The sequence below is a fragment of the Rhodoferax sp. genome (genome assembly GCF_028688795.1).
Taxonomy (GTDB): domain Bacteria; phylum Pseudomonadota; class Gammaproteobacteria; order Burkholderiales; family Burkholderiaceae_C; genus Rhodoferax.
This window is the reverse complement of sequence record NZ_JAQTXM010000003.1, coordinates 51,879-70,899: the sequence shown is the minus strand read 5'-3', so window position 1 is coordinate 70,899 and position 19,021 is coordinate 51,879. Positions and strand designations below refer to the sequence as shown.

Annotated in this window: 13 protein-coding genes; 4 read left to right on the top strand and 9 right to left on the bottom strand. The window is 58.9% G+C overall.

From position 1 onward, the window contains the following. Position 1: 1 nt before the first annotated feature. The 4 genes from PHQ58_RS03335 to PHQ58_RS03320 all read right to left on the bottom strand — a co-directional run bounded on the left by PHQ58_RS03335 (position 2) and on the right by PHQ58_RS03320 (position 2,836). Positions 2-214, bottom strand: a complete 213-nt coding sequence (locus PHQ58_RS03335; protein ID WP_300106876.1) for a hypothetical protein — start codon at positions 212-214, stop codon at positions 2-4. 79 nt (positions 215-293) lie between these two features. Beyond that, positions 294-647 (bottom strand): hypothetical protein, encoded by a 354-nt coding sequence (locus PHQ58_RS03330; RefSeq protein ID WP_300106873.1) that lies wholly within the window; start codon positions 645-647, stop codon positions 294-296. Positions 648-759: 112 nt separating this feature from the next. Continuing rightward, the gene (locus PHQ58_RS03325) at positions 760-2,565 is read right to left on the bottom strand and encodes a sodium:solute symporter family protein (protein WP_300106870.1); all 1,806 of its coding nucleotides are present in this window, start codon (positions 2,563-2,565) and stop codon (positions 760-762) included. Between the two features lie 10 nt (positions 2,566-2,575). Next, positions 2,576-2,836, bottom strand: a complete 261-nt coding sequence (locus PHQ58_RS03320; protein WP_300106868.1) for a DUF4212 domain-containing protein — start codon at positions 2,834-2,836, stop codon at positions 2,576-2,578. Positions 2,837-3,143: 307 nt separating this feature from the next. Here PHQ58_RS03320 and PHQ58_RS03315 point away from each other — a divergent pair, with 307 nt between their 5' ends. The 3 genes from PHQ58_RS03315 (at position 3,144) to PHQ58_RS03305 (ending at position 7,102) form a co-directional block, all read left to right on the top strand. Continuing rightward, the gene (locus PHQ58_RS03315) at positions 3,144-3,452 is read left to right on the top strand and encodes a DUF485 domain-containing protein (protein ID WP_300106866.1); all 309 of its coding nucleotides are present in this window, start codon (positions 3,144-3,146) and stop codon (positions 3,450-3,452) included. Positions 3,453-3,454: 2 nt separating this feature from the next. After that, positions 3,455-5,176, top strand: coding sequence for a cation acetate symporter (locus tag PHQ58_RS03310; RefSeq protein ID WP_300106863.1), 1,722 nt, complete (start codon positions 3,455-3,457; stop codon positions 5,174-5,176). Positions 5,177-5,281: 105 nt separating this feature from the next. Then, entirely contained in the window at positions 5,282-7,102 is a 1,821-nt protein-coding gene (locus PHQ58_RS03305; protein WP_300106860.1) for a DUF294 nucleotidyltransferase-like domain-containing protein, read from the top strand. 61 nt (positions 7,103-7,163) lie between these two features. Here the strand turns inward: PHQ58_RS03305 and PHQ58_RS03300 are convergent, their stop codons facing one another. Then, on the bottom strand, positions 7,164-8,210 hold the full coding sequence (locus PHQ58_RS03300; protein ID WP_300106857.1) for a histone deacetylase family protein: 1,047 nt from the start codon (positions 8,208-8,210) through the stop codon (positions 7,164-7,166). 266 nt (positions 8,211-8,476) lie between these two features. Here PHQ58_RS03300 and PHQ58_RS03295 point away from each other — a divergent pair, with 266 nt between their 5' ends. After that, positions 8,477-9,118, top strand: coding sequence for a LysE family translocator (locus PHQ58_RS03295; protein WP_300106854.1), 642 nt, complete (start codon positions 8,477-8,479; stop codon positions 9,116-9,118). Here the strand turns inward: PHQ58_RS03295 and PHQ58_RS03290 are convergent. The 4 genes from PHQ58_RS03290 to PHQ58_RS03275 form a co-directional block, all read right to left on the bottom strand. Next, positions 9,104-9,967: an AraC family transcriptional regulator gene (locus PHQ58_RS03290; protein WP_300106851.1), complete on the bottom strand. Its 864-nt coding sequence runs from the start codon at positions 9,965-9,967 to the stop codon at positions 9,104-9,106. The genes PHQ58_RS03295 and PHQ58_RS03290 overlap by 15 nt on opposite strands. Before the next feature lie 11 nt (positions 9,968-9,978). Then, on the bottom strand, positions 9,979-16,395 hold the full coding sequence (gene uvrA, locus PHQ58_RS03285; RefSeq protein WP_300106849.1) for an excinuclease ABC subunit UvrA: 6,417 nt from the start codon (positions 16,393-16,395) through the stop codon (positions 9,979-9,981). Between the two features lie 88 nt (positions 16,396-16,483). Next, a complete protein-coding gene (locus PHQ58_RS03280; RefSeq protein WP_300106846.1) occupies positions 16,484-17,122 on the bottom strand; it encodes a lytic transglycosylase domain-containing protein in 639 nt (212 codons plus the stop codon). A gap of 153 nt (positions 17,123-17,275) precedes the next feature. After that, positions 17,276-19,018 (bottom strand): proline--tRNA ligase, encoded by a 1,743-nt coding sequence (locus PHQ58_RS03275; RefSeq protein WP_300106842.1) that lies wholly within the window; start codon positions 19,016-19,018, stop codon positions 17,276-17,278. Between the last annotated feature and the right edge of the window lie 3 nt (positions 19,019-19,021).

The following is a 19,021-nucleotide window of genomic DNA, read 5'->3' as shown; positions in this document are numbered from 1 at the left end:
GTCAATCGTCCTGCCCGTCAGGCGGGTGCCGCTCCATCAGCCAGGCCAGTGCCGCAATCAGCAAGCCCCACAGCGTCAGCAACGCAGCTGGAAACAGCGGTATGCCGAACACCTTGACATCCATGTCCCACAGGCCCAGCAGCGGAAAATTAAGCAGCAGCCAACCACAGCAGAAAAGAGCCACCAGGCGCTGGGTTGTCAAGCTGTTGGACATGTTTGTGCGCTAACTTTGGTGGGTTAAAGACTACCCGGCATGGTTAGACAAACAGGCCATGACGGGGCACACCAGACACTCAGGCCTTGCCCTTGAGCCAACTGGCATGCGCATGGCGGCTGAGCGCAAAACTGCCAATGAACTTGCACCAGATGGTGCTGCCAGCCACGGCGCTCCAGGTGCTGTAGTCCCAGTAGCCCGCAAGGACCGCCCCGATCACACACACAATGATGGTCCCGGCGATCAGGTTAATGGCCATCTCATAGGGTGCAAACTTCTCGGGGTTGGGGGGTGCCTCACCGCGTTTGACACCCACCTCTGAAAAATCACGGTAGGCCACGATGCGCCAGGACCGGCGCAGCCAGACAAAGCCGATCGGAAACAGCGCCAAAAACAAAATCCACGTCATCGCGACGCTGATGTCAAACACCATTTTTCAGCTCCAGTTCAAGTAAAAAGCCCTGCCAGCATGACCGACAGGGCTTTGATTGTCACCCCTGCCCACCACTGCGGGCAAGGGGTTGACTCAGGTACAGACCTGTTGCTTAGTGAGAACCGTCCACCAGCTTGGAGCCACGTGGAATACGCACGGCTTCAACCATGTGCTGAATATGCTCAGGAGGCTCAGGGGTAACTTTGTCCACAGCGAATGCCACAGCAAAGTTCACGATAGCGCCAATGGCACCAAAGGCTTCAGGCGTGATGCCAAAGAAGGGGTTTGCGCCACCAATGAGGCCGAGGAACTCGGTGCCCTTGATGAAGAAAATACCCTTGTGCGCAAACACGTAGAACAAGGTGATGAACAGACCAGCCAGCATACCGGCCATGGCGCCTTCCTTGTTCATCTTCTTGCTGAAGATACCCATCATGATGGCTGGGAACAGCGAGCTGGCCGCAATACCGAAGGCCAAGGCCACGGTACCCGCCGCAAATCCGGGCGGATTCAAGCCCAGATAACCCGCCACCACAATCGCACCCGCCATGGCAATCTTGCCCGCCAACAGCTCGTTCTTCTCGGAAATGTCAGGAACAAAGATGTTCTTGATCAGGTCATGCGACACCGCAGAAGAAATCGCCATCAGCAAACCAGCCGCCGTAGACAGCGCAGCAGCCAAACCGCCAGCAGCCACCAAGCCAATCACCCAGTTAGGCAACAACGCAATTTCAGGGTTGGCCAACACAATAATGTCGGCGTTCACTGTCAGCTCATTGCCCTTCCAGCCCGCAGCAGTAGCCTTGGCCACAGCTTCAGGATTCTTGGACTTGTCGTTGTAGTACTGAATGCGACCGTCACCGTTTTTGTCTTCAAACTTCAGCAGACCGGTTTTTTCCCAACGCTTCATCCAGTCAGGACGTGTCTCAGCCACGATGCTGGCTTCAGGAGCGTACAAGTCACCACCCTTGACCACCGCGGTGTTCACCGTCGAGTGCAGGTTCAGTTTGGCCATGGCCGCCACAGCAGGTGCTGTGGTGTACAGAATGGCAATGAACACCAACGCCCAACCAGCTGAAGAACGTGCGTCTTTGACGGTTGGCACTGTGAAGAATCGCATGATGACGTGCGGCAGGCCCGCAGTTCCGATCATGAGCGACATGGTGTACACAAACATGTTCAACGTGCTGCCGGCCGTGGTGGTGGTGTATTTACCAAAACCAAGGTCAGTGACCACGCCGTCGAGCTTGGCCAGCAAAGACATGTCGGTGCCGGTCATGGTGCCACCCAGACCGATTTGCGGCAGGAAATCGCCCGTGAGTTGCAGCGAGATGAACACCGCAGGCACGGTGTAGGCCAGAATCAGCACGATGTACTGTGCCACCTGGGTGTAGGTGATACCCTTCATGCCGCCAAACACCGCGTACAGGAACACGATGCCCATGCCAACATAAATGCCGGTCTCAGACGACACGCCCAGGAAACGCGAGAACGCCACGCCCACACCGGTCATTTGACCAATGATGTACGTCAGCGACGCGGTCAACAGGCAGATCACGGCAATCAGCGACGCACCCTTGGAGTAGAAACGGTCACCAATGAACTGCGGCACGGTAAATTTACCGAACTTGCGCAGATACGGTGCCAGCAACATGGCCAGCAGCACGTAGCCACCGGTCCAACCCATCAGGAACAAGCCGCCGCCATAACCCATGTTGGCGATCAGGCCGGCCATGGAGATGAACGAAGCGGCAGACATCCAGTCAGCGCCGGTGGCCATGCCGTTCAGCACAGGGTGCACGGCGCCGCCGGCAGAGTAGAACTCACTGGTGGAGCCGGCACGTGCCCAAATGGCAATACCGATGTAGAGCGCAAAGCTCAAGCCCACCATGATGTAGATTGTGGTTTGAAGATCCATGTGTCAGTCCTCAGTCTTCATGAACATCAAACTTGATGTCCAGGTTGTTCATGCGCCAGGCGTAATAAAAAATCTGGATCACAAAGACGTAAATTGAGCCCTGGTGTGCAAACCAGAATCCCAGGGGGTAGCCACCAAGGTGGAATTGGTTGAAAAAGTCAACAAACAAAATGCCCGCCCCGAAAGACACCAAAAACCAGAGGATCAACACGTTCCTCAAAAGTTTGATGGTTTCTTTCCAGTAGGCACCACTGTCGTAGTCATGCTTCATGAAGTCTCCTATTTTAAAAATACAGAACAGCGATTGCTCGCTGCGCCCATACATCACGCTGTGCTTGCGCTATTGCGGGGTGGACTATTAAAAGGTTTGCCTACAGTTTTCTGACAAACACATTTGCGCCAATGAAAACCAAGGGTAAGTCCCTACAAAATAGATTTCCGCCCTGTTTCCCCTGTGAGACATCTGGATTTGCCGCTAAAAAACTGCCCCCTCGTCAGTGACTGGTCTGTAACAGGTAAGTAGTTGGTAAGAACCGGCACATAACCTTCGCGCTCCACAACTCACCGGAGACGCATTTATGCAAGATGATTTGATACAGAGGGTGATCAATAACCCGCAATACCAGGAGCTCAAGCGCAAGCGCAGCAGCTTTGGCTGGACCTTGACCTGGGCCATGATGATCGTGTACTACGGCTTCATCCTGCTCGTGGCTTTCAACAAAGAGTTCCTCTCGCAAAAGCTGGGCGCAGGCGTCATGACCATTGGTGTACCCATTGGTTTCGGCGTGATTGTGTTCACCGTCATCATCACCACGATTTACGTGCGTCGCGCCAACAGCGAATATGACGATTTGACTGCTGCCATCACCAAAGCGGTACTTAAATAATTATGAAAACTACAACAAAAAGCGCCATTGCGCTCATCTCGCTGCTCGCTGTTTCCGCTGGTGCCTTTGCTGCCGGCGCTGATCTGGGTCAGGCTGTCAAACAGCCCACCAACTGGACGGCCATCAGCATGTTTGCCGCCTTTGTGATCTTCACGCTGTTCATCACCAAATGGGCCGCTGCCAAGACCAAGTCGGCTGCTGACTTCTATACCGCAGGTGGCGGCATCACCGGCTTCCAAAACGGTTTGGCGATTGCTGGCGACTACATGTCTGCCGCGTCTTTCCTGGGTATTTCCGCAGCCGTGATGGCCAGCGGCTTTGACGGTCTGATCTACTCCATCGGCTTTCTGGTGGGCTGGCCTGTCATCACCTTCCTGATGGCTGAACGCCTGCGTAACCTGGGCAAGTTCACCTTTGCCGACGTGGCTGCGTTCCGCTTTGAGCAAAAACCTGTCCGCATTTTTGCGGCTTCAGGCACGCTGGTGGTGGTGGCTTTCTATCTGATTGCTCAGATGGTGGGTGCCGGTCAGCTGATCAAACTGCTGTTTGGTCTGGAATACTACGTGGCGGTGATCATTGTGGGCGCGCTCATGATGGTTTACGTGCTGTTTGGCGGCATGACAGCCACCACTTGGGTGCAGATCATCAAGGCATGTTTGCTGCTCGGTGGCGCCACCTTCATGTCCTTGTCGGTGCTGTGGCACTTTGGTTTCAGCTTTGAAGCCATGTTTGCCGGTGCAGTGCAGATCAAGACCGATCTGGCTTTGAAAGACGGCAAGATTGCCGAAGTAGCCGCTGCAGCCGGTCAGTCCATCATGGGCCCAGGCAACTTTGTGAAAGACCCCATCTCCGCCATCTCCTTCGGTATGGCGCTGATGTTCGGTACCGCTGGTTTGCCACACATTTTGATGCGCTTCTTCACGGTGCCTAGCGCCAAGGCTGCGCGCTCTTCTGTGATGTGGGCTACAGGTTGGATTGGTTACTTCTACCTGCTGACCTTCATCATCGGTTTTGGCGCGATCAGCTTTGTGCTGACCAACCCTGAGTTCATTGACCCAATCAAGGGTGGCTTGCGCGGCGGCGGCAACATGGCAGCTATCCACCTGGCCAACGCCGTGGGCGGCAACGTGTTCCTGGGCTTTATCTCGGCTGTGGCTTTTGCCACCATTCTGGCCGTGGTGGCTGGTTTGACCCTGTCTGGCGCTTCTGCTGTGTCTCACGACATCTATGCCACTTTGATCAAAAAGGGTAACGCCAACAGTGCCGACGAACTGCGCGTCTCCAAGATCACCACCATTTGTCTTGGCATTTTGGCTGTGACCCTGGGCATTGTGTTTGAGAAGCAAAACATTGCGTTCATGGTGTCTTTGGCCTTTGCGATTGCCGCGTCTGCCAACTTCCCTGTGCTGTTCATGTCCGTGCTGTGGAAAGATTGCACCACCAAGGGCGCCGTGATTGGTGGCTTTTTGGGTCTGATCTCGTCTGTTGGTTTGACCGTGGTGTCGCCATCCGTGTGGGAAGCCACGCTGGGTAACCCCAAGGGTTCGGCCTTGTTCCCGTACACCTCGCCTGCCTTGTTCTCCATGACCATTGGCTTTGTGGGTATCTGGCTGTTCTCGATTCTTGACAACAGCGCCCGCGCCAAGCAAGACCGCGCAGGTTTCCTGGCGCAACAAGTGCGTTCTGAAACCGGCATCGGCGCTGACGGCGCATCAGGACATTGATATGAGATGTGTCGCATCGGTAGCCCTTGGGTTTCCGGTGTAACCAGCTCAAAGGGCTGCGGACGATTTGTCTGCAGCCCTTTTTTTTATTTTTGGGTGACAACTGTGTCAAATGCTTTTTCTTTTGAACGCGCTCCCTTCAACGAACTGAGCGCCACCGAGCAAACACAAGTGCGTGAGGTGGCACTGCATGTGCGACTCGCCGCCGGCGACCACATGCTGCTGCCCAACAGCGCGCCGCAATACCTGTGGGTGCTGCAGACCGGGCATGCCCAACTCGACGAAGATGGGCATGTGCATGTGCTCACCACCGGCGAGGCTGTCAGTTGGCGTGCGCTGCTCACGCAACACAGCCATGCCACAGTCACAACCTTGGACGAAGTGTGTGCGTGGCAGTTGCCGAAGGCCACGATGATGGCGCTGCTGGGCGACAACCCGCGGTTTAGCGCACGGGTGTTTGCCACCATGGCCAGCAACCTGGCCGATGATGAAGACATCAACCACAACCGCGAACTGTTGTCATTGATGCTGCTTCGGGTAAAAGATGCCTACCTGCAAAAACCGTTTTACGTGGACGGGCAGCTGGACCTGGTGTCGGTATGCAAACGACTGTCTGAGAAAAAATTGACCAACGCGCTGGTGCGCGACACCCAAGATGGCGGTGAACGCATTGGCATGTTCACCACCACTGACCTGCGTGACGCCCTGCTGCACCCCACACCGCCAGCGCGCTTAGCCGTGCGCGAGGTGACGCGTTTTGACCTGATCTCGCTGTCGTCAGACGCCGAGCTGTTTGACGCGCTGCTGATCATGCTGCGCCACCGCGTGCACCGGGTGCTGGTGAAAGACGGTGACGCCATCGTCGGCATCCTTAGCCAGCTTGACCTGATGAGTTTCATGTCAAACCACTCGCACCTGATCACACTGCAGGTGGAGCAAGCCCACACTGTGGCCGAGTTGCAAGTGGCTGCCCTGCAAGTGGACGACACCATCAAGCTGCTGCAGCGCGGGGGCATGCGCATCGAGATCATCTCCCGGCTGGTGAGTGAGCTCAATAGCCAGATTTTTGCCCGTTTATGGGCGCTGCTGGCCCCGCCTGAACTGGTGCAAAACAGTTGCCTGCTGGTGATGGGCAGCGAAGGCCGAAGCGAACAAATCTTAAAAACCGATCAGGACAACGCGCTGCTGCTGCGCGACGGCTATGCCAACCCCAATCTGGAAGAAGCCACCCGTCAATTCAGCGCGGCACTGCTGACCTTTGGTTACCCGCCATGCCCCGGCAACATCATGGTGACCAACCCACTGTGGTGCCAAAGCCTGGCCGCCTTTCGGCAGACCATTGGCCAGTGGCTGTATGGCGCCGACGCCGAGGGCAAGATGAACTTGGCCATCTTCATGGATGCGCGTGCCGTGGCGGGTGATGCGGCGCTGCTGGCAAACGCGCGCGACTACGCCTTGAAGCTGGCCATTGGCAGCGACACCTTCATTGGGCGCATGGCCAGCGCCATCGACCAGTTTGCTGAGCCTGCCAGCGGCTGGTGGCAGCGCTTGCCGCTGCTGCACAGCCGCGAACCAGAAACCTTTGACCTGAAAAAAATTGGCACCTTCCCCATCGTGCATGGCGCGCGCGCACTGGCGCTGGAATACCGGCTGGAAGCGCTGGGCACGGTGGAGCGCTTGCAGGCCCTTGCCAACCGACAGATCCTGCCCATGGCGTTGGTGCGCGACTTGGTGGAGACCCTGCACATGATGATGACCCTGAAGCTGCGCAACAACTTGCGCCAAATCTCATTGGGGCAAGCCATCAGCAATCTGGTGGAATTAAGCAGCCTGGGCACATTGGACCGCGACCAGCTGACCGATGCGCTGGGCATCATCCGCCAGTTCAAGCAGTTTCTGCGGCTGCACTACCGACTGGAAGCCTGAGGAATTTTTAAACAAAATTGGCCTATAGCCCTTTATTTATATGCACAAGTAGCTATTATTTTTAAACCGCCGCCGAATCGAATCCCTGCAACACATTGACAGCATTCACACCCACCTCGGCCACGGCATAACCGCCTTCATAGACCAACACGGTGGGCAACCCGGCCGCAGCCAAGTCGGCGCCCACCTGCAGGTAGTCCGCACTGCGCAGCGTGAAACCTGAGATCGGGTCACCCTCAAAGGTGTCCAGCCCCAACGACACCACCAGAGCCTGCGCACCAAAGGCTTTGATGCCTTGCAAGGCCTGGGCCAAGGCCTCTCGCCACACGGCAAACCCGGTGCCGCGCGGCAGCGGGAAATTGCGATTGGCCCCCAGCCCGGCGCCGGCGCCCAACTCATCGGCATAACCCAGATAGAACGGGTACTCGGTGTGCGGATCACCATGAATGCTGGTGAAATACACGTCGGGCCGGTCATAAAAAATGGCCTGCGTGCCGTTGCCATGGTGGTAGTCAATATCCAGCACGGCGACCCGCTCAAAGCCGTGGTCACGCAGATGCTGTGCGGCCAGCGCGGCGTTGTTCAAAAAGCAATAGCCGCCAAAAAAATCAGCCCCGGCATGGTGGCCCGGTGGGCGCGTCAGCACAAAAGCAGCGCGCTCACCATCCACCACGGCTTGGGCCGCACTCAGTGCACAGTCAGCCCCGACCCGCGCCGCCGCCCAGGTGCCCGAGGTCAAAGGTGTGCCTGCGTCCATTGAAAACAGCCCCATGCGCGCGGAAAAATTGGCCGGCAGCACGTCCGAGCGCAGCGTGCGCACCGGCCAGACTGAGGGCAACGCGTCCCGCGCCGCGTTGGCCGCGTCCAGCGCCACCCATTCATCCCAGGCGGTACGCAAAAAATCAAGGTAGCGCGAGCTGTGGATGCGGGTCAGCGCGTGGTCATCAAAGGTCTGCGGTGGCAGCACCGGCCCGATTGGGCGACGCTGCAACTCGGCCAACACATGGTCCACGCGATCTGGCACCTCAAAACATGGCACCAGTTGGCCGCGAAACATTTCAAGCTTGCCTTGGTGCAGGGCGTGGTGGGGGTTGTAGAAAGTTTTCATTAGATTGACTTATAGCCCTCTAGATATAAGCGTAAGAAGCTATTTAATACATAGTAGAACACGTCAAATGAACGCCAACGATACAACCAGTGTCAACCGGGGAAAGTTACTCCGATATCGGCAATGCGCTCATACCTGGCGCCAACACCTGCCGGTAAGCGCGTGAAAAAGACCGTCGTCACGATGCTTTGCGCATGGCGTTCAAGACACAGCCAGCTTCACAGCTTAAGGTGAATGTCTTTTGGCAACTTCAACTTGACCACACCATGTTTTCACTCAATGCACTCATCGCAGACGACCTCAGATCAGCCATTGGACGTCTGATTCTCCCCGTGTCCCTTTTTGCGGTGGTCACATCAGCCTCGCCGGGGCCGGTCAATATCGTGGCGGCCAGCAGCGGGGTACTCTTTGGCCTGCGGCGAAGTTGGAGGCAGGTGCTGGGTGCCAGCCTGGGCTTTGCCTTATTGCTCTTGATGCTGGGCTACGGTGCAGGAACCCTGCTGGCGCGCTGGGAGACACTGCAGAGTGCACTGCGCTGGGTTGGCTCAATTTTTTTGCTGTATTTGGCATGGCAGATTTACAAGGCGCCAGCGCCCGGCGAACAGGGTCAGCGCATGACCCAACCGCCACGGTTCAGGGATGGTCTGCTGGCCCAGTGGGTAAATCCAAAGGCCTGGATTGTGGCTGCCACCGGCGTGTCAAGCTACACCCTGCCCGGCACCCATTATTTGGCCAGCGTTTGGCTGCTGGCAGGGGTATTTTTTATGGTTTGCCTGCCGTCGATTGGTGCCTGGGCGGCTTTTGGAACAGCAGCGAGGCATTTGCTTACCTACGCGCCCGCGCTGCGCTGGTTTAACCGGAGCATGGCATTGATGTTGTTGGCCTCGGTCTTGTCACTTTGGTTGTAACACCGGCCTGGCCAACCGCCTGTTAACTGACACCACTCGCCCAAAGCGGCCCGGTGCCATGCCAAATACGCGCTTGAATTCGCGGCTGAAGTGCGCCTGGTCGGCAAACCCAAACTGCTGCGCCACATCTGCCAGCGGCATCCGCCCAATCCAGTGGCGACTTTTTTGCACCCGCAACTGACGCAAATAGGCCCCGGGGGTCAAACCGGTTGCGTTACGAAAACTACGAATCACCTGGGAGCGACTGCGCGGCATCGCACGCTCGGTTTGCGCCAAGTCCAGATGTTGTGACCAGTGCGCGTGAAACCACCGTTGCAATGGGTGCAATTGAGGTTGGCGCGGGCCCAGCGTGAAGGAAGACGGCGCGGCCAGCACATTGTCCAGCCTTGCCAGCCAGTCAAGCGCTACCGCCACAGAGTCGACCTGCACTGCCGCATCGAAAATAGCCTGCCTGCTGGACGCAGCTTCTGGGGAATGGTCAGGTTGGGCCAACCCTTGCCAGACACGCTGTGCCTGACGCATCACCTGGGCGCCAAGGCACGAAGCCGCATCTTGCATCACAGCGTCTTCAACGTAAAGAACGGCGTAGACAACATCCGCACTAGCGGCGCCACACGCATGAACCTCATAGGGCGGCAAGATAAACAAGCTGCCCATGGGGGCCAGGTGCGACTGCCCATTGGCGTTGAAACTGCAACTGCCCTGCAGGATCAAACCCACTGACCATACGTCGTGAAAGTGTTGGGGCAAACCACACACACCCATGCTGGCGCGCACAAACTCAACTTGCTCGCAGGGGCTGACTTGCCATTTCAAAATGCTTCGCGTCGAGCAGGGGGAAATCAACATGCGGTACGTGCCTAGCGCCCCAGCACAGGTTCAAGCGCCGCACCCGTCGCGGTACCCAGCGCCACCACGCCCTCTGGTGTGGTCGCGGCCACCACCTGCCCGCCGTCTTTGCCGCCATTGGGGCCCAGATCAAGTACCCAGTCGGCCTCGGCGATTACGTCCAGGTCGTGTTCGATCACCACCACGCTGTGGCCGCCATCCACCAAGCGGTGCAGCACCTTGATGAGTTTTTCCACGTCTGCCATGTGAAGACCCACCGTGGGTTCGTCCAGCACATACAAGGTGTGCGGCGCTTTTTGGCCACGCCGGGTGATGTCGTCACGCACCTTGGACAGCTCGGTGACCAGCTTGATGCGTTGCGCCTCGCCGCCGCTCAAAGTGGGCGACGGTTGGCCCAGCGTGAGGTAACCCAGGCCCACGTCTTTCAAAAGCTGTAGCGGGTGGCTGATGTTGGGCATGGCAGCGAAGAAATCCACCGCCTCGTCCACTTCCATCTGTAGGATGTCGCCAATGTTTTTGCCGCGCCAGGTCACCGCCTGGGTCTCTGGGTTAAAGCGTGCGCCCTTGCAGGTCTCGCAGAGCACTTTCACATCCGGCAAAAAACTCATGGCGATGGTGCGAATGCCCTGGCCTTCGCAGTTGGGGCAACGGCCCTCGCCGGTGTTGAAGCTGAAACGGTTGGCAGCGTAACCACGCGCTTTGGCTTCAAGCGTGTCGGCAAACAGCTTGCGGATGATGTCCCAAAAACCAATGTAAGTGGCCGGGCAGCTGCGCGGGGTTTTGCCAATGGGGGTTTGGTCGACTTCCAGCACGCGGTCTACCGGCTCAAAGCCGCTGACTTGTTCACATCCCAGCCAGTGGATTGGCTCGCCTGTCGCCAGCGCATCCCGGCCCGCTTTGGTGCTGCGTTTTTGCACGGCGGTGTGCACGTTGGCCAGCAGCACGTCGCGGGCCAGAGTGGATTTGCCGGAGCCTGAGACACCGGTGACGGCCACCAGACGACTCAAAGGAATGCTGGCGGTGACGTGTTGCAGGTTATGCAGGTTTGCACCGCTGACGGTGATCCACTGCTGTGTGTAAGCGGCCGTGACATTGGGGTCGGTGGGCAGTGCTTTGGCGGCCTTCTTCTTTTTGGGTGCAGGAACAAAGACAAAGGGTGCATTCGAGTCGACATTCACTGCGGCAGTAGACCTCGAAGCGTCGCCCGAACCCACCACAACCGCTGCCCGACTGACATCTCCCGACACTTCAAGGCCCGCGCTGGCGGCAACTTGCCCGGGTGGCGGTTTCTGTCCGCCAGAAGCGTTGCCCAGCCCAACGGACGCCGACATAGCACTTCCAACTGAGCTATCCGTCACCCACATCGCGGAATCAACTTCATGCTCATTTTGGCCTCTAGCGCTTGATGAATAAGCGCTAGTAGCTATTAAATTTATATCATTCAGAACCACTCGCCGCGGCTTCAACGGGTGTTTCATGGCGTGCAGCAAATAACGCCCGGTTTGTGACTCAGCGGCGTTTTGGATGTCAGCCACCGAGCCCTCGGCCACCAGGCGACCACCGCGTTTACCGGCGCTGGGGCCGATGTCGATGATGTGGTCGGCGTGGCGAATGGTGTCTTCGTCATGCTCCACCACCACCAACGTGTTGCCCTGGTCGCTCAACCGTTGCAGGGCGCCCAGCAACATCTGGTTATCGCGCGCGTGCAGGCCGATGGTCGGCTCGTCGAGCACGTAACACACGCCCTGCAGATTGCTACCGAGTTGCGCGGCCAATCTGATGCGCTGGGCCTCGCCACCGCTCAAGGTGGGTGCGCCCCGGTCAAGCGTCAGGTAACCCAGGCCGACCTGCTCCAAAAATTCCAGCCGGCCCTTGATTTCGGGAATCAGGTCACGCGCAATCCCCGCCTCGCGTACGCTCAAATGTGCCTCCGACTGCAAGGTCTGCACCCAGGCGCGCAAGTCGCTCACGCTCAGGCGTGCCAACTCAGTGATGGCGGGGGCATCCATGGACTCGGCGGGGAATTTGGGGTCAGCGCCCTGGACTTGGGGTTTTGCCAAATCTCCAACCGATTTCCCAACAACATCTAGCGGCGTGCGTGGGGTGTCCGATGCAGCGGAATCAAGGAGGAGGCTCGGGCTCTGCCCGGGCCGGGGGACATCCGCGGAGTCGGACACCCCGCGTGCGCTGCGGGTCAACACAGAATCAATCGCCGAGCCCAACTTAAGCCGCACCGCCCGCGCCGTCGCGTTCAAGCGCGTACCCTGGCAACTGGGGCACGCCGAATCCACCAGGTCTTCCACGTCGGCCTCAGCAAACGTTTGCTCCCGGCCCTTTTGCGCGTCGTCGCGCACCGAGTCATCAAACACCGCACGCTGCTCACGCGTCAGCTTGACGCCGGTGCCGACGCAGTCCGGGCACCAGCCGTGTTTGCTGTTGTAGCTGAACAGCCGCGGGTCCAGCTCGGCGTAGCTGGTGTGGCAAAGTGGGCAGGCACGCAGCGTGGAAAACGCATACAAGGTGCCGATGCCGGCCGTGGGCGTGCCGGCCAGCATCGCCTCGCTCAGGCCCGCCAGACTGGTGAGCACATGCACCACGCCCTTACCGTGTTGCAAGGCGGTGGCAAGAGCGGCTCGCAGTTGCGGCTCGTTTTCCGGCAACACGTCCAGGCTATACACGGGCAGCTCAATGGTGTGTTCCTTGAAACGATCCAATCGCGGGAAGGCGGTGGTCGGCAAAAAGTTGCCATCCACCCGCAGGTGCGTGAAACCGCGCGGGCGCGCCCACTCGGCCAACTCGGTATAAACCCCCTTGCGGTTCATCACCAAGGGGCTGAGCAAGCCGATGTGCTGGCCGCGAAAACGTTTCATCAGCTGCGCGGCAATTTGTTCGGGCGTTTGCGGCGCCACCGGCGTACCGTCATGAATGCAGTGCTGGGTGCCGAGCTTGACAAACAACAGCCGCAAAAAATGCCAGACCTCGGTGGTGGTGCCCACGGTGGACTTGCGCCCGCCGCGGCTTAAGCGTTGCTCAATGGCCACCGTGGGCGGTATGCCGTAAACCGCGTCCACCTCGGGGCGGCCGGCGGGCTGCACGATGCTGCGTGCATAGGCGTTCAGGCTTTCCAGGTAACGCCGCTGGCCTTCGTTGAACAAGATGTCAAACGCCAGCGTGGACTTGCCCGAGCCCGACACACCCGTGACCACATTGAACTTTCCGCGCGGAATGTTGACGCTCAAGCCTTTCAGGTTGTGTTCGCGGGCATTGATGATTTGTATGGTGTTATTGACCTCTAGCCCTTTTGAAATATGCGCTAGTAGCTCTTTATTCAATAGTGACCCGCAATCACGCACCTCATGCACCACGCCCATTTGCGCGGCGTAATCCCGCAGGGCCAGCGCAGTGTGAGAGCTGGCGTGCAGCATCACGTCTTCAGGCGTGCCATAAGCCACCACTTCGCCACCGGCATCACCGCCCTCGGGACCGAGGTCAATCAGCCAGTCGGCGGCGCGAATCACGTCGAGGTTGTGTTCAATCACCAGCAGGCTGTGGCCCGCGTCTTGCAACTTGCGCAGGGCGCGCATGAGTTTGGCGATGTCGTCAAAATGCAGGCCGGTGGTGGGCTCATCGAACATGAACAGCACGCCTTTACGCGCCAACGCCTGGCGGCTGGCGGCGCTGCTTTTGGCGGCATCAGCCAGGAAACCGGCAAGTTTCAGGCGCTGCGCCTCACCACCACTCAAGGTGGGCACCGGCTGACCGAGTTTCACGTAGTCCAGGCCAACGTCCATGATGGGTTGCAGGGCGCGGATGACGTCGCGATCGTCCTTGAAAAGGCCAGCGGCTTCGCTGACGGTGAGGTTCAGGACGTCGGCCACGTTCAGGTGGCAGGCGGTACGCTCAATCGTGATCTCAAGGATTTCCGGGCGGTAACGTTTGCCGTCGCAGTCCGGGCAGCGCAGGTAGACGTCGCTCAAAAACTGCATCTCCACATGCTCAAAACCCGAGCCGCCACAGGTCGGGCAACGCCCGTCGCCGTTGTTGAAGCTGAACTTGGTGGCGGTGTAGCCGCGCTGTTTGGACAGCGGTGCGTTGGCAAAAATCTCCCGGATCGAGTCCCACGCGCCCACATAACTCGCCGGGTTCGAGCGCGCGGTTTTGCCAATCGGGGATTGGTCCACAAACACCACATCGCTCAACAGCTCGGCACCCAGCAGGCGCTCAAACGCACCCGGCGTCTCCGTGGCCTTGCCAAAGTGCCGCAGCAGTGCCGGGGCCAGAGTGTCCTGAATCAGCGTGGACTTGCCTGAGCCGCTCACACCGGTGACCACCACCAGCCGCTGCAGCGGAATTTCAACGCTGATGTTTTTCAAATTGTGGCCGCTGGCACCTTCCAGAATCAGCCGCGGTGTGCTGGCGGCCACCAGGCGCTTGAAGCCCATGCCCACGGTTTTGCGGCCACCCAGGTAGGCGCCAGTGAGCGTGTCGGCGTTACGCAAATCATCGGTGCTGCCGTCAAAGACAATTTGCCCGCCGCGCTCGCCCGGGCCGGGGCCCATGTCGATCATGCGGTCGGCGGCCAGCATCACGGCCGGGTCGTGCTCCACCACCACCAAGGTGTTGCCGGCATCGCGCAGGCGCTGCATGGCCACAATGATGCGGTGCATGTCGCGCGGGTGCAGGCCAATGCTGGGCTCGTCCAGCACAAACAGCGTGTTGACCAGCGAGGTGCCCAAGGCCGTGGTGAGGTTGATGCGCTGCACCTCGCCGCCGCTCAAGGTGCGGCTTTGCCGGTCGAGCGTGAGGTAGCCAATGCCGACCTCGCACAGGTATTTCAGGCGTGTGCTGATTTCGTCAAACAGCAGCTTCTGCGTCTTCGCGTTGCCCTCAGAGCTTGCCACTGGCACACGTGACCCGGGCACAGCGACTGCGACTGCCGCCGCCTGCATCTGCTCAAAAAAGCGCCGCAACTTGTCCATCGGCAACAGCATCAAGTCATGCAAACACAGCCCCGGCAAGGTTTCCAACTGGTCGCGCGTCCAGGCCACGCCCTGCGGCATGAAACGTTTGGCGGGGTCAAGCACGGCATCTGCATCGGCTTTAGAGCCAATGCGCCACAACAAGGATTCGGTTTTCAGGCGCGCACCGCCGCAATCCGAGCACTCGGTGTAGCTGCGGTACTTGGACAGCAGCACCCGGATGTGCATCTTGTAGGACTTGGTTTCCAGGTACTCAAAAAAGCGCTTGATGCCAAACCAATGCTGGTTCCACTTGCCGTTCCAGTTGGGCGAGCCGTTGATGACCCACGCCTGTTGCTCGCGCGTGAGCTTGTTCCAGGGCGTGTCACGCGGAATGCCGGCGGCCTCGGCATGGCGCATCAAATCATCTTGAGCTTCTTGCCAGGCGGGAGTCTGCATCGGCTTGACGGCACCGGCGCGCAGGGTCAACTTGTCGTTGGGAATCACCAGGCCGTAGTCCACACCAATCACCCGGCCAAACCCACGGCAGGTGTCACAGGCACCCACCGCAGAGTTGAAGGAAAACGCCGAGGCGATCGGGTCGGTGTAGCGCAGGTTGCTCTCGGGGCAATGCAGGCCGGTGGAAAAGCGCCAGATTAAGGGTTCTGGCACAGTGGCTGCAGCCTGCGCAACCGCCTCGGGCACCGCACCATCGGCGCCATCATTCACTATTGATTCTGTAGCTGCTTGCGCATGTATATCAATTGCTACAGGCTGATTTAGTACATAAACATTGAGGCGACCGCTGCCGTGCTTCAACGCCACTTCTATGGCTTCGAGCACACGGGCGCGCTCGGCGCTGCCGAGTTTGAAGCGGTCGGCCACGACATCCAGCACCAGCCGGTCGCCCTCTTGCCGCTGCGCCTGCACCTTGGTAAAACCACTCACCGACAGCCATTGCTCAATCTCCTCAGGCGTGGCGCTGGCGGGCAGTTCCACCGCAAACGTCAGCGCCAGGCGCGGATCAGCCGCCCCGGCGCGCAACAGCAGCTCGGCATAAATGGAATCGGCCGTGTCATGGCGCACCGGCTGTGCCGTGGCCCGGTCAAACAAAGACCCGGCGCGGGCAAACAACAGCTTCAGATGGTCATTGAGCTCGGTCATCGTGCCCACCGTGCTGCGGCTGGAGCGCACCGGGTTGGTCTGATCGATGGCAATGGCGGGCGGCACGCCTTCAACCTTGTCCACAGCGGGCTTGTCCATGCGGTCGAGAAACTGGCGCGCGTAGGCACTGAAGGTTTCTACATAACGCCGCTGGCCTTCGGCAAACAGCGTGTCAAACACCAGGCTGGATTTGCCCGAGCCGCTGGGCCCGGTGACCACTGTGAGCTCACCGGTGCGGATGTCGAGGTCAAGGTTTTTGAGGTTGTGCTGGCGCGCACCGCGAATGCGGATGGTTCCCTGTGTCATGCTTGGCTTCCCGGGTGGTGAGGCGGTCAATTCTAGAGACTGCGCCAACGCCGCCACGCCAAAGGGGGAATCACGGCAGACATCAAATTCAGATGCTGAACTGCCAGTTTTTTTGTGCTGAAAACACCGCGTTAGGGTACTGCGGCTTGCCACGCGAACCGTTGTAGCGGCCTAGCGTCATGTACAAATCGCCGCGCTCACGGTCCAGGTAATGCCGCAAAATCACACAGCCAAAACGCATATTGGTTTGCATGTGAAACAGTTTGCCGGCGTCACCATCACCCAGCACGCGCGTCCAAAACGGCATCACCTGCATGTAGCCACGGGCGCCGACGCTGCTCACGGCAAACTTGCGAAAATTGCTTTCCACCTGGATCAAGCCCAGCACCAGCGACACGTCCAGCCCGGCGCGTTTGGCCTCGTACCAAACCGTTTGCAGGAATTCCTTGCGGGTGTTCCAGTCCGATTTTTTGCTTTTCAGACGCTCGCTCATGGCGCCCAGCCAACGCAGATAGTTCATGCGTGATTCGGTGTCAGAAAACTCAGGCACCAGCGGCGCGTGGTTGGCAATGGCCGACGACAAGGCGGTGCGGACCGAATCAATCAGCGGTTCTTCAGCCTGTTTGCCAGCCCAGGCATGCTCATTAAAAAAGAGCGCTCCGCCCCCTATTAACAAGGGTGATAGGCCTAAAACATCATGAACAAATGATCGGCGCGTCAAACTCATCGCGCACTCCAATGCTGGGGCGTCACTGCGCTTGTGCTGTCATGACACTTCCCGTTGTCATTGCGAACCTGATCTGCCATCCAGTACGCCCGAATCAAGGGATGCCAGATCACGGCCGGAATGACAAGGCAAGTCGAGCCATTGCGCCCGACCTCACGCTTGGAGCTTGGCCAGCAACTTGCTCACAATGTCGGCCACCGGCACAACACTGGCGGTCGCATCACGGCGGTGTTGGTATTCCACGTTGCCTTCTTTCAGGGCGCGGTCGCCAATGTTGACGCGGTGTGGCACACCAATGAGCTCCCAGTCGGCAAACATGGCGCCCGGGCGCTCGCCACGGTCATCCAGCATCACATCCACGCCAGCGGCCAATAGTTCGGCGTAGAGTTTTTCAGAAGTGGCCTTGACTTCAGGCGAACGCTCCGCGTTGATCGGGCAAATCACCACCGTGAACGGCGCCAAGGCGTCGGGCCAGATGATGCCGCGTTCGTCGTGGTTTTGTTCAATGGCCGCCGCCGGTAGGCGCGTGATGCCAATGCCGTAGCAACCCATTTCCAGAAACTGGGGCTTGCCGTTTTGGTCCAGAAATGTGGCTTTCATGGCCTCACTGTATTTGGTGCCCAGGTAAAACACGTGGCCAACTTCAATGCCGCGCTCAATCGCCAGCACGCCTTGCCCGTCGGGTGACGCATCACCGGCCACCACGTTGCGCAGGTCGGCCACCGTTTCGGGTTCGGGCAAATCGCGACCCCAGTTGACACCGGTGAGGTGAAAGTCGGGCGCGTTGGCACCACACACCCAGTCGCTCATCACCGCCACGTCGCGGTCCACCACCAGCTTGACGGGTTTGAGCAAATTTAGTGGCCCAAGGTAACCGGGCTTGCAGCCAAAGTGGTCTTCAATCTCAGGCACCGTGGCAAAACGGAAAGCGTTCAGGCCGGGCAGTTTGCCCACCTTGACTTCGTTCATATCGTGGTCACCACGCAGCAACAGCAGCCAGACCTGGGTTTTGACCACTTCGCCCTTGTCATTGAGCGTGTCGGTGGACAGCACCAGTGACTTGACGGTCTGCTGCAACGGCAGGCCCAGCAACTCAGCCACGTCGGCGCAGGTGCTTTTGCCCGGTGTCGGCGTTTTGGCCATGGCTTGCGCGGCATCCGCACGCGGGCCGGCAGGGGCCAGCGCCTCGGCTTTTTCCATGTTGGCGGCGTAGTCGCTCCCCGGGCAGTAGACGATGGCGTCTTCACCGGTGGCGGCAATCACCTGAAACTCTTCGCTCAAGTCGCCGCCAATGGCGCCGCTGTCGGCCGCCACGGCACGGTAGGTCAGGCCAAAGCGGTCAAAAATACGCCGGTAGGCTTGGGCCATGACCTGGTAGCTGGCTTTGGCTGAGGCCTGGTCGCGGTCGAAGCTGTAGGCGTCTTTCATGATGAATTCACGGCCACGCATCAGGCCAAAACGTGGCCGGCGCTCATCGCGGAACTTGGTCTGGATTTGGTAGAAATTCTTCGGCAACTGCTTGTAGCTGCGGATTTCCTGCCGGGCGATGTCAGTGATCACTTCTTCGCTGGTCGGCTGAATGACGAAGTCGTTGGCATGGCGGTCTTTGATGCGCAACAGCTCCGGGCCCATCTTTTCGAAGCGTCCAGTTTCCTGCCATAGCTCAGCCGGCTGCACCACCGGCATGGACAGCTCCACAGCGCCAGCGCGATTCATTTCTTCACGCACGATTTGCTCCACTTTTTGCACCACACGTAAGCCCATCGGCATCAAGGTGTAGATGCCGGCACCGAGCTTTTTGATCATGCCCGCGCGTGTCATCAGCTTGTGGCTGACAACCTCGGCGTCGGCGGGTGCCTCTTTGAGGGTGGAAATAAAGAATTGGGAGGCTTTCATGGG

Excerpts from the sequence above, each read along its gene's own strand:
- PHQ58_RS03330 (WP_300106873.1), bottom strand. The coding sequence starts at position 647 with ATGGTGTTTGACATCAGCGTCGCGATGACGTGGATTTTGTTTTTGGCG.
- PHQ58_RS03290 (WP_300106851.1), bottom strand. The coding sequence starts at position 9,967 with ATGTTGATTTCCCCCTGCTCGACGCGAAGCATTTTGAAATGGCAAGTC.
- uvrA (WP_300106849.1), bottom strand. The coding sequence starts at position 16,395 with ATGACACAGGGAACCATCCGCATTCGCGGTGCGCGCCAGCACAACCTC.
- PHQ58_RS03300 (WP_300106857.1), bottom strand. The coding sequence starts at position 8,210 with ATGAAAACTTTCTACAACCCCCACCACGCCCTGCACCAAGGCAAGCTT.
- PHQ58_RS03315 (WP_300106866.1), top strand. The coding sequence starts at position 3,144 with ATGCAAGATGATTTGATACAGAGGGTGATCAATAACCCGCAATACCAG.
- PHQ58_RS03280 (WP_300106846.1), bottom strand. The coding sequence starts at position 17,122 with ATGAGTTTGACGCGCCGATCATTTGTTCATGATGTTTTAGGCCTATCA.
- PHQ58_RS03275 (WP_300106842.1), bottom strand. The coding sequence starts at position 19,018 with ATGAAAGCCTCCCAATTCTTTATTTCCACCCTCAAAGAGGCACCCGCC.
- PHQ58_RS03320 (WP_300106868.1), bottom strand. The coding sequence starts at position 2,836 with ATGAAGCATGACTACGACAGTGGTGCCTACTGGAAAGAAACCATCAAA.
- PHQ58_RS03325 (WP_300106870.1), bottom strand. The coding sequence starts at position 2,565 with ATGGATCTTCAAACCACAATCTACATCATGGTGGGCTTGAGCTTTGCG.
- PHQ58_RS03310 (WP_300106863.1), top strand. The coding sequence starts at position 3,455 with ATGAAAACTACAACAAAAAGCGCCATTGCGCTCATCTCGCTGCTCGCT.
- PHQ58_RS03295 (WP_300106854.1), top strand. The coding sequence starts at position 8,477 with ATGTTTTCACTCAATGCACTCATCGCAGACGACCTCAGATCAGCCATT.
- PHQ58_RS03335 (WP_300106876.1), bottom strand. The coding sequence starts at position 214 with ATGTCCAACAGCTTGACAACCCAGCGCCTGGTGGCTCTTTTCTGCTGT.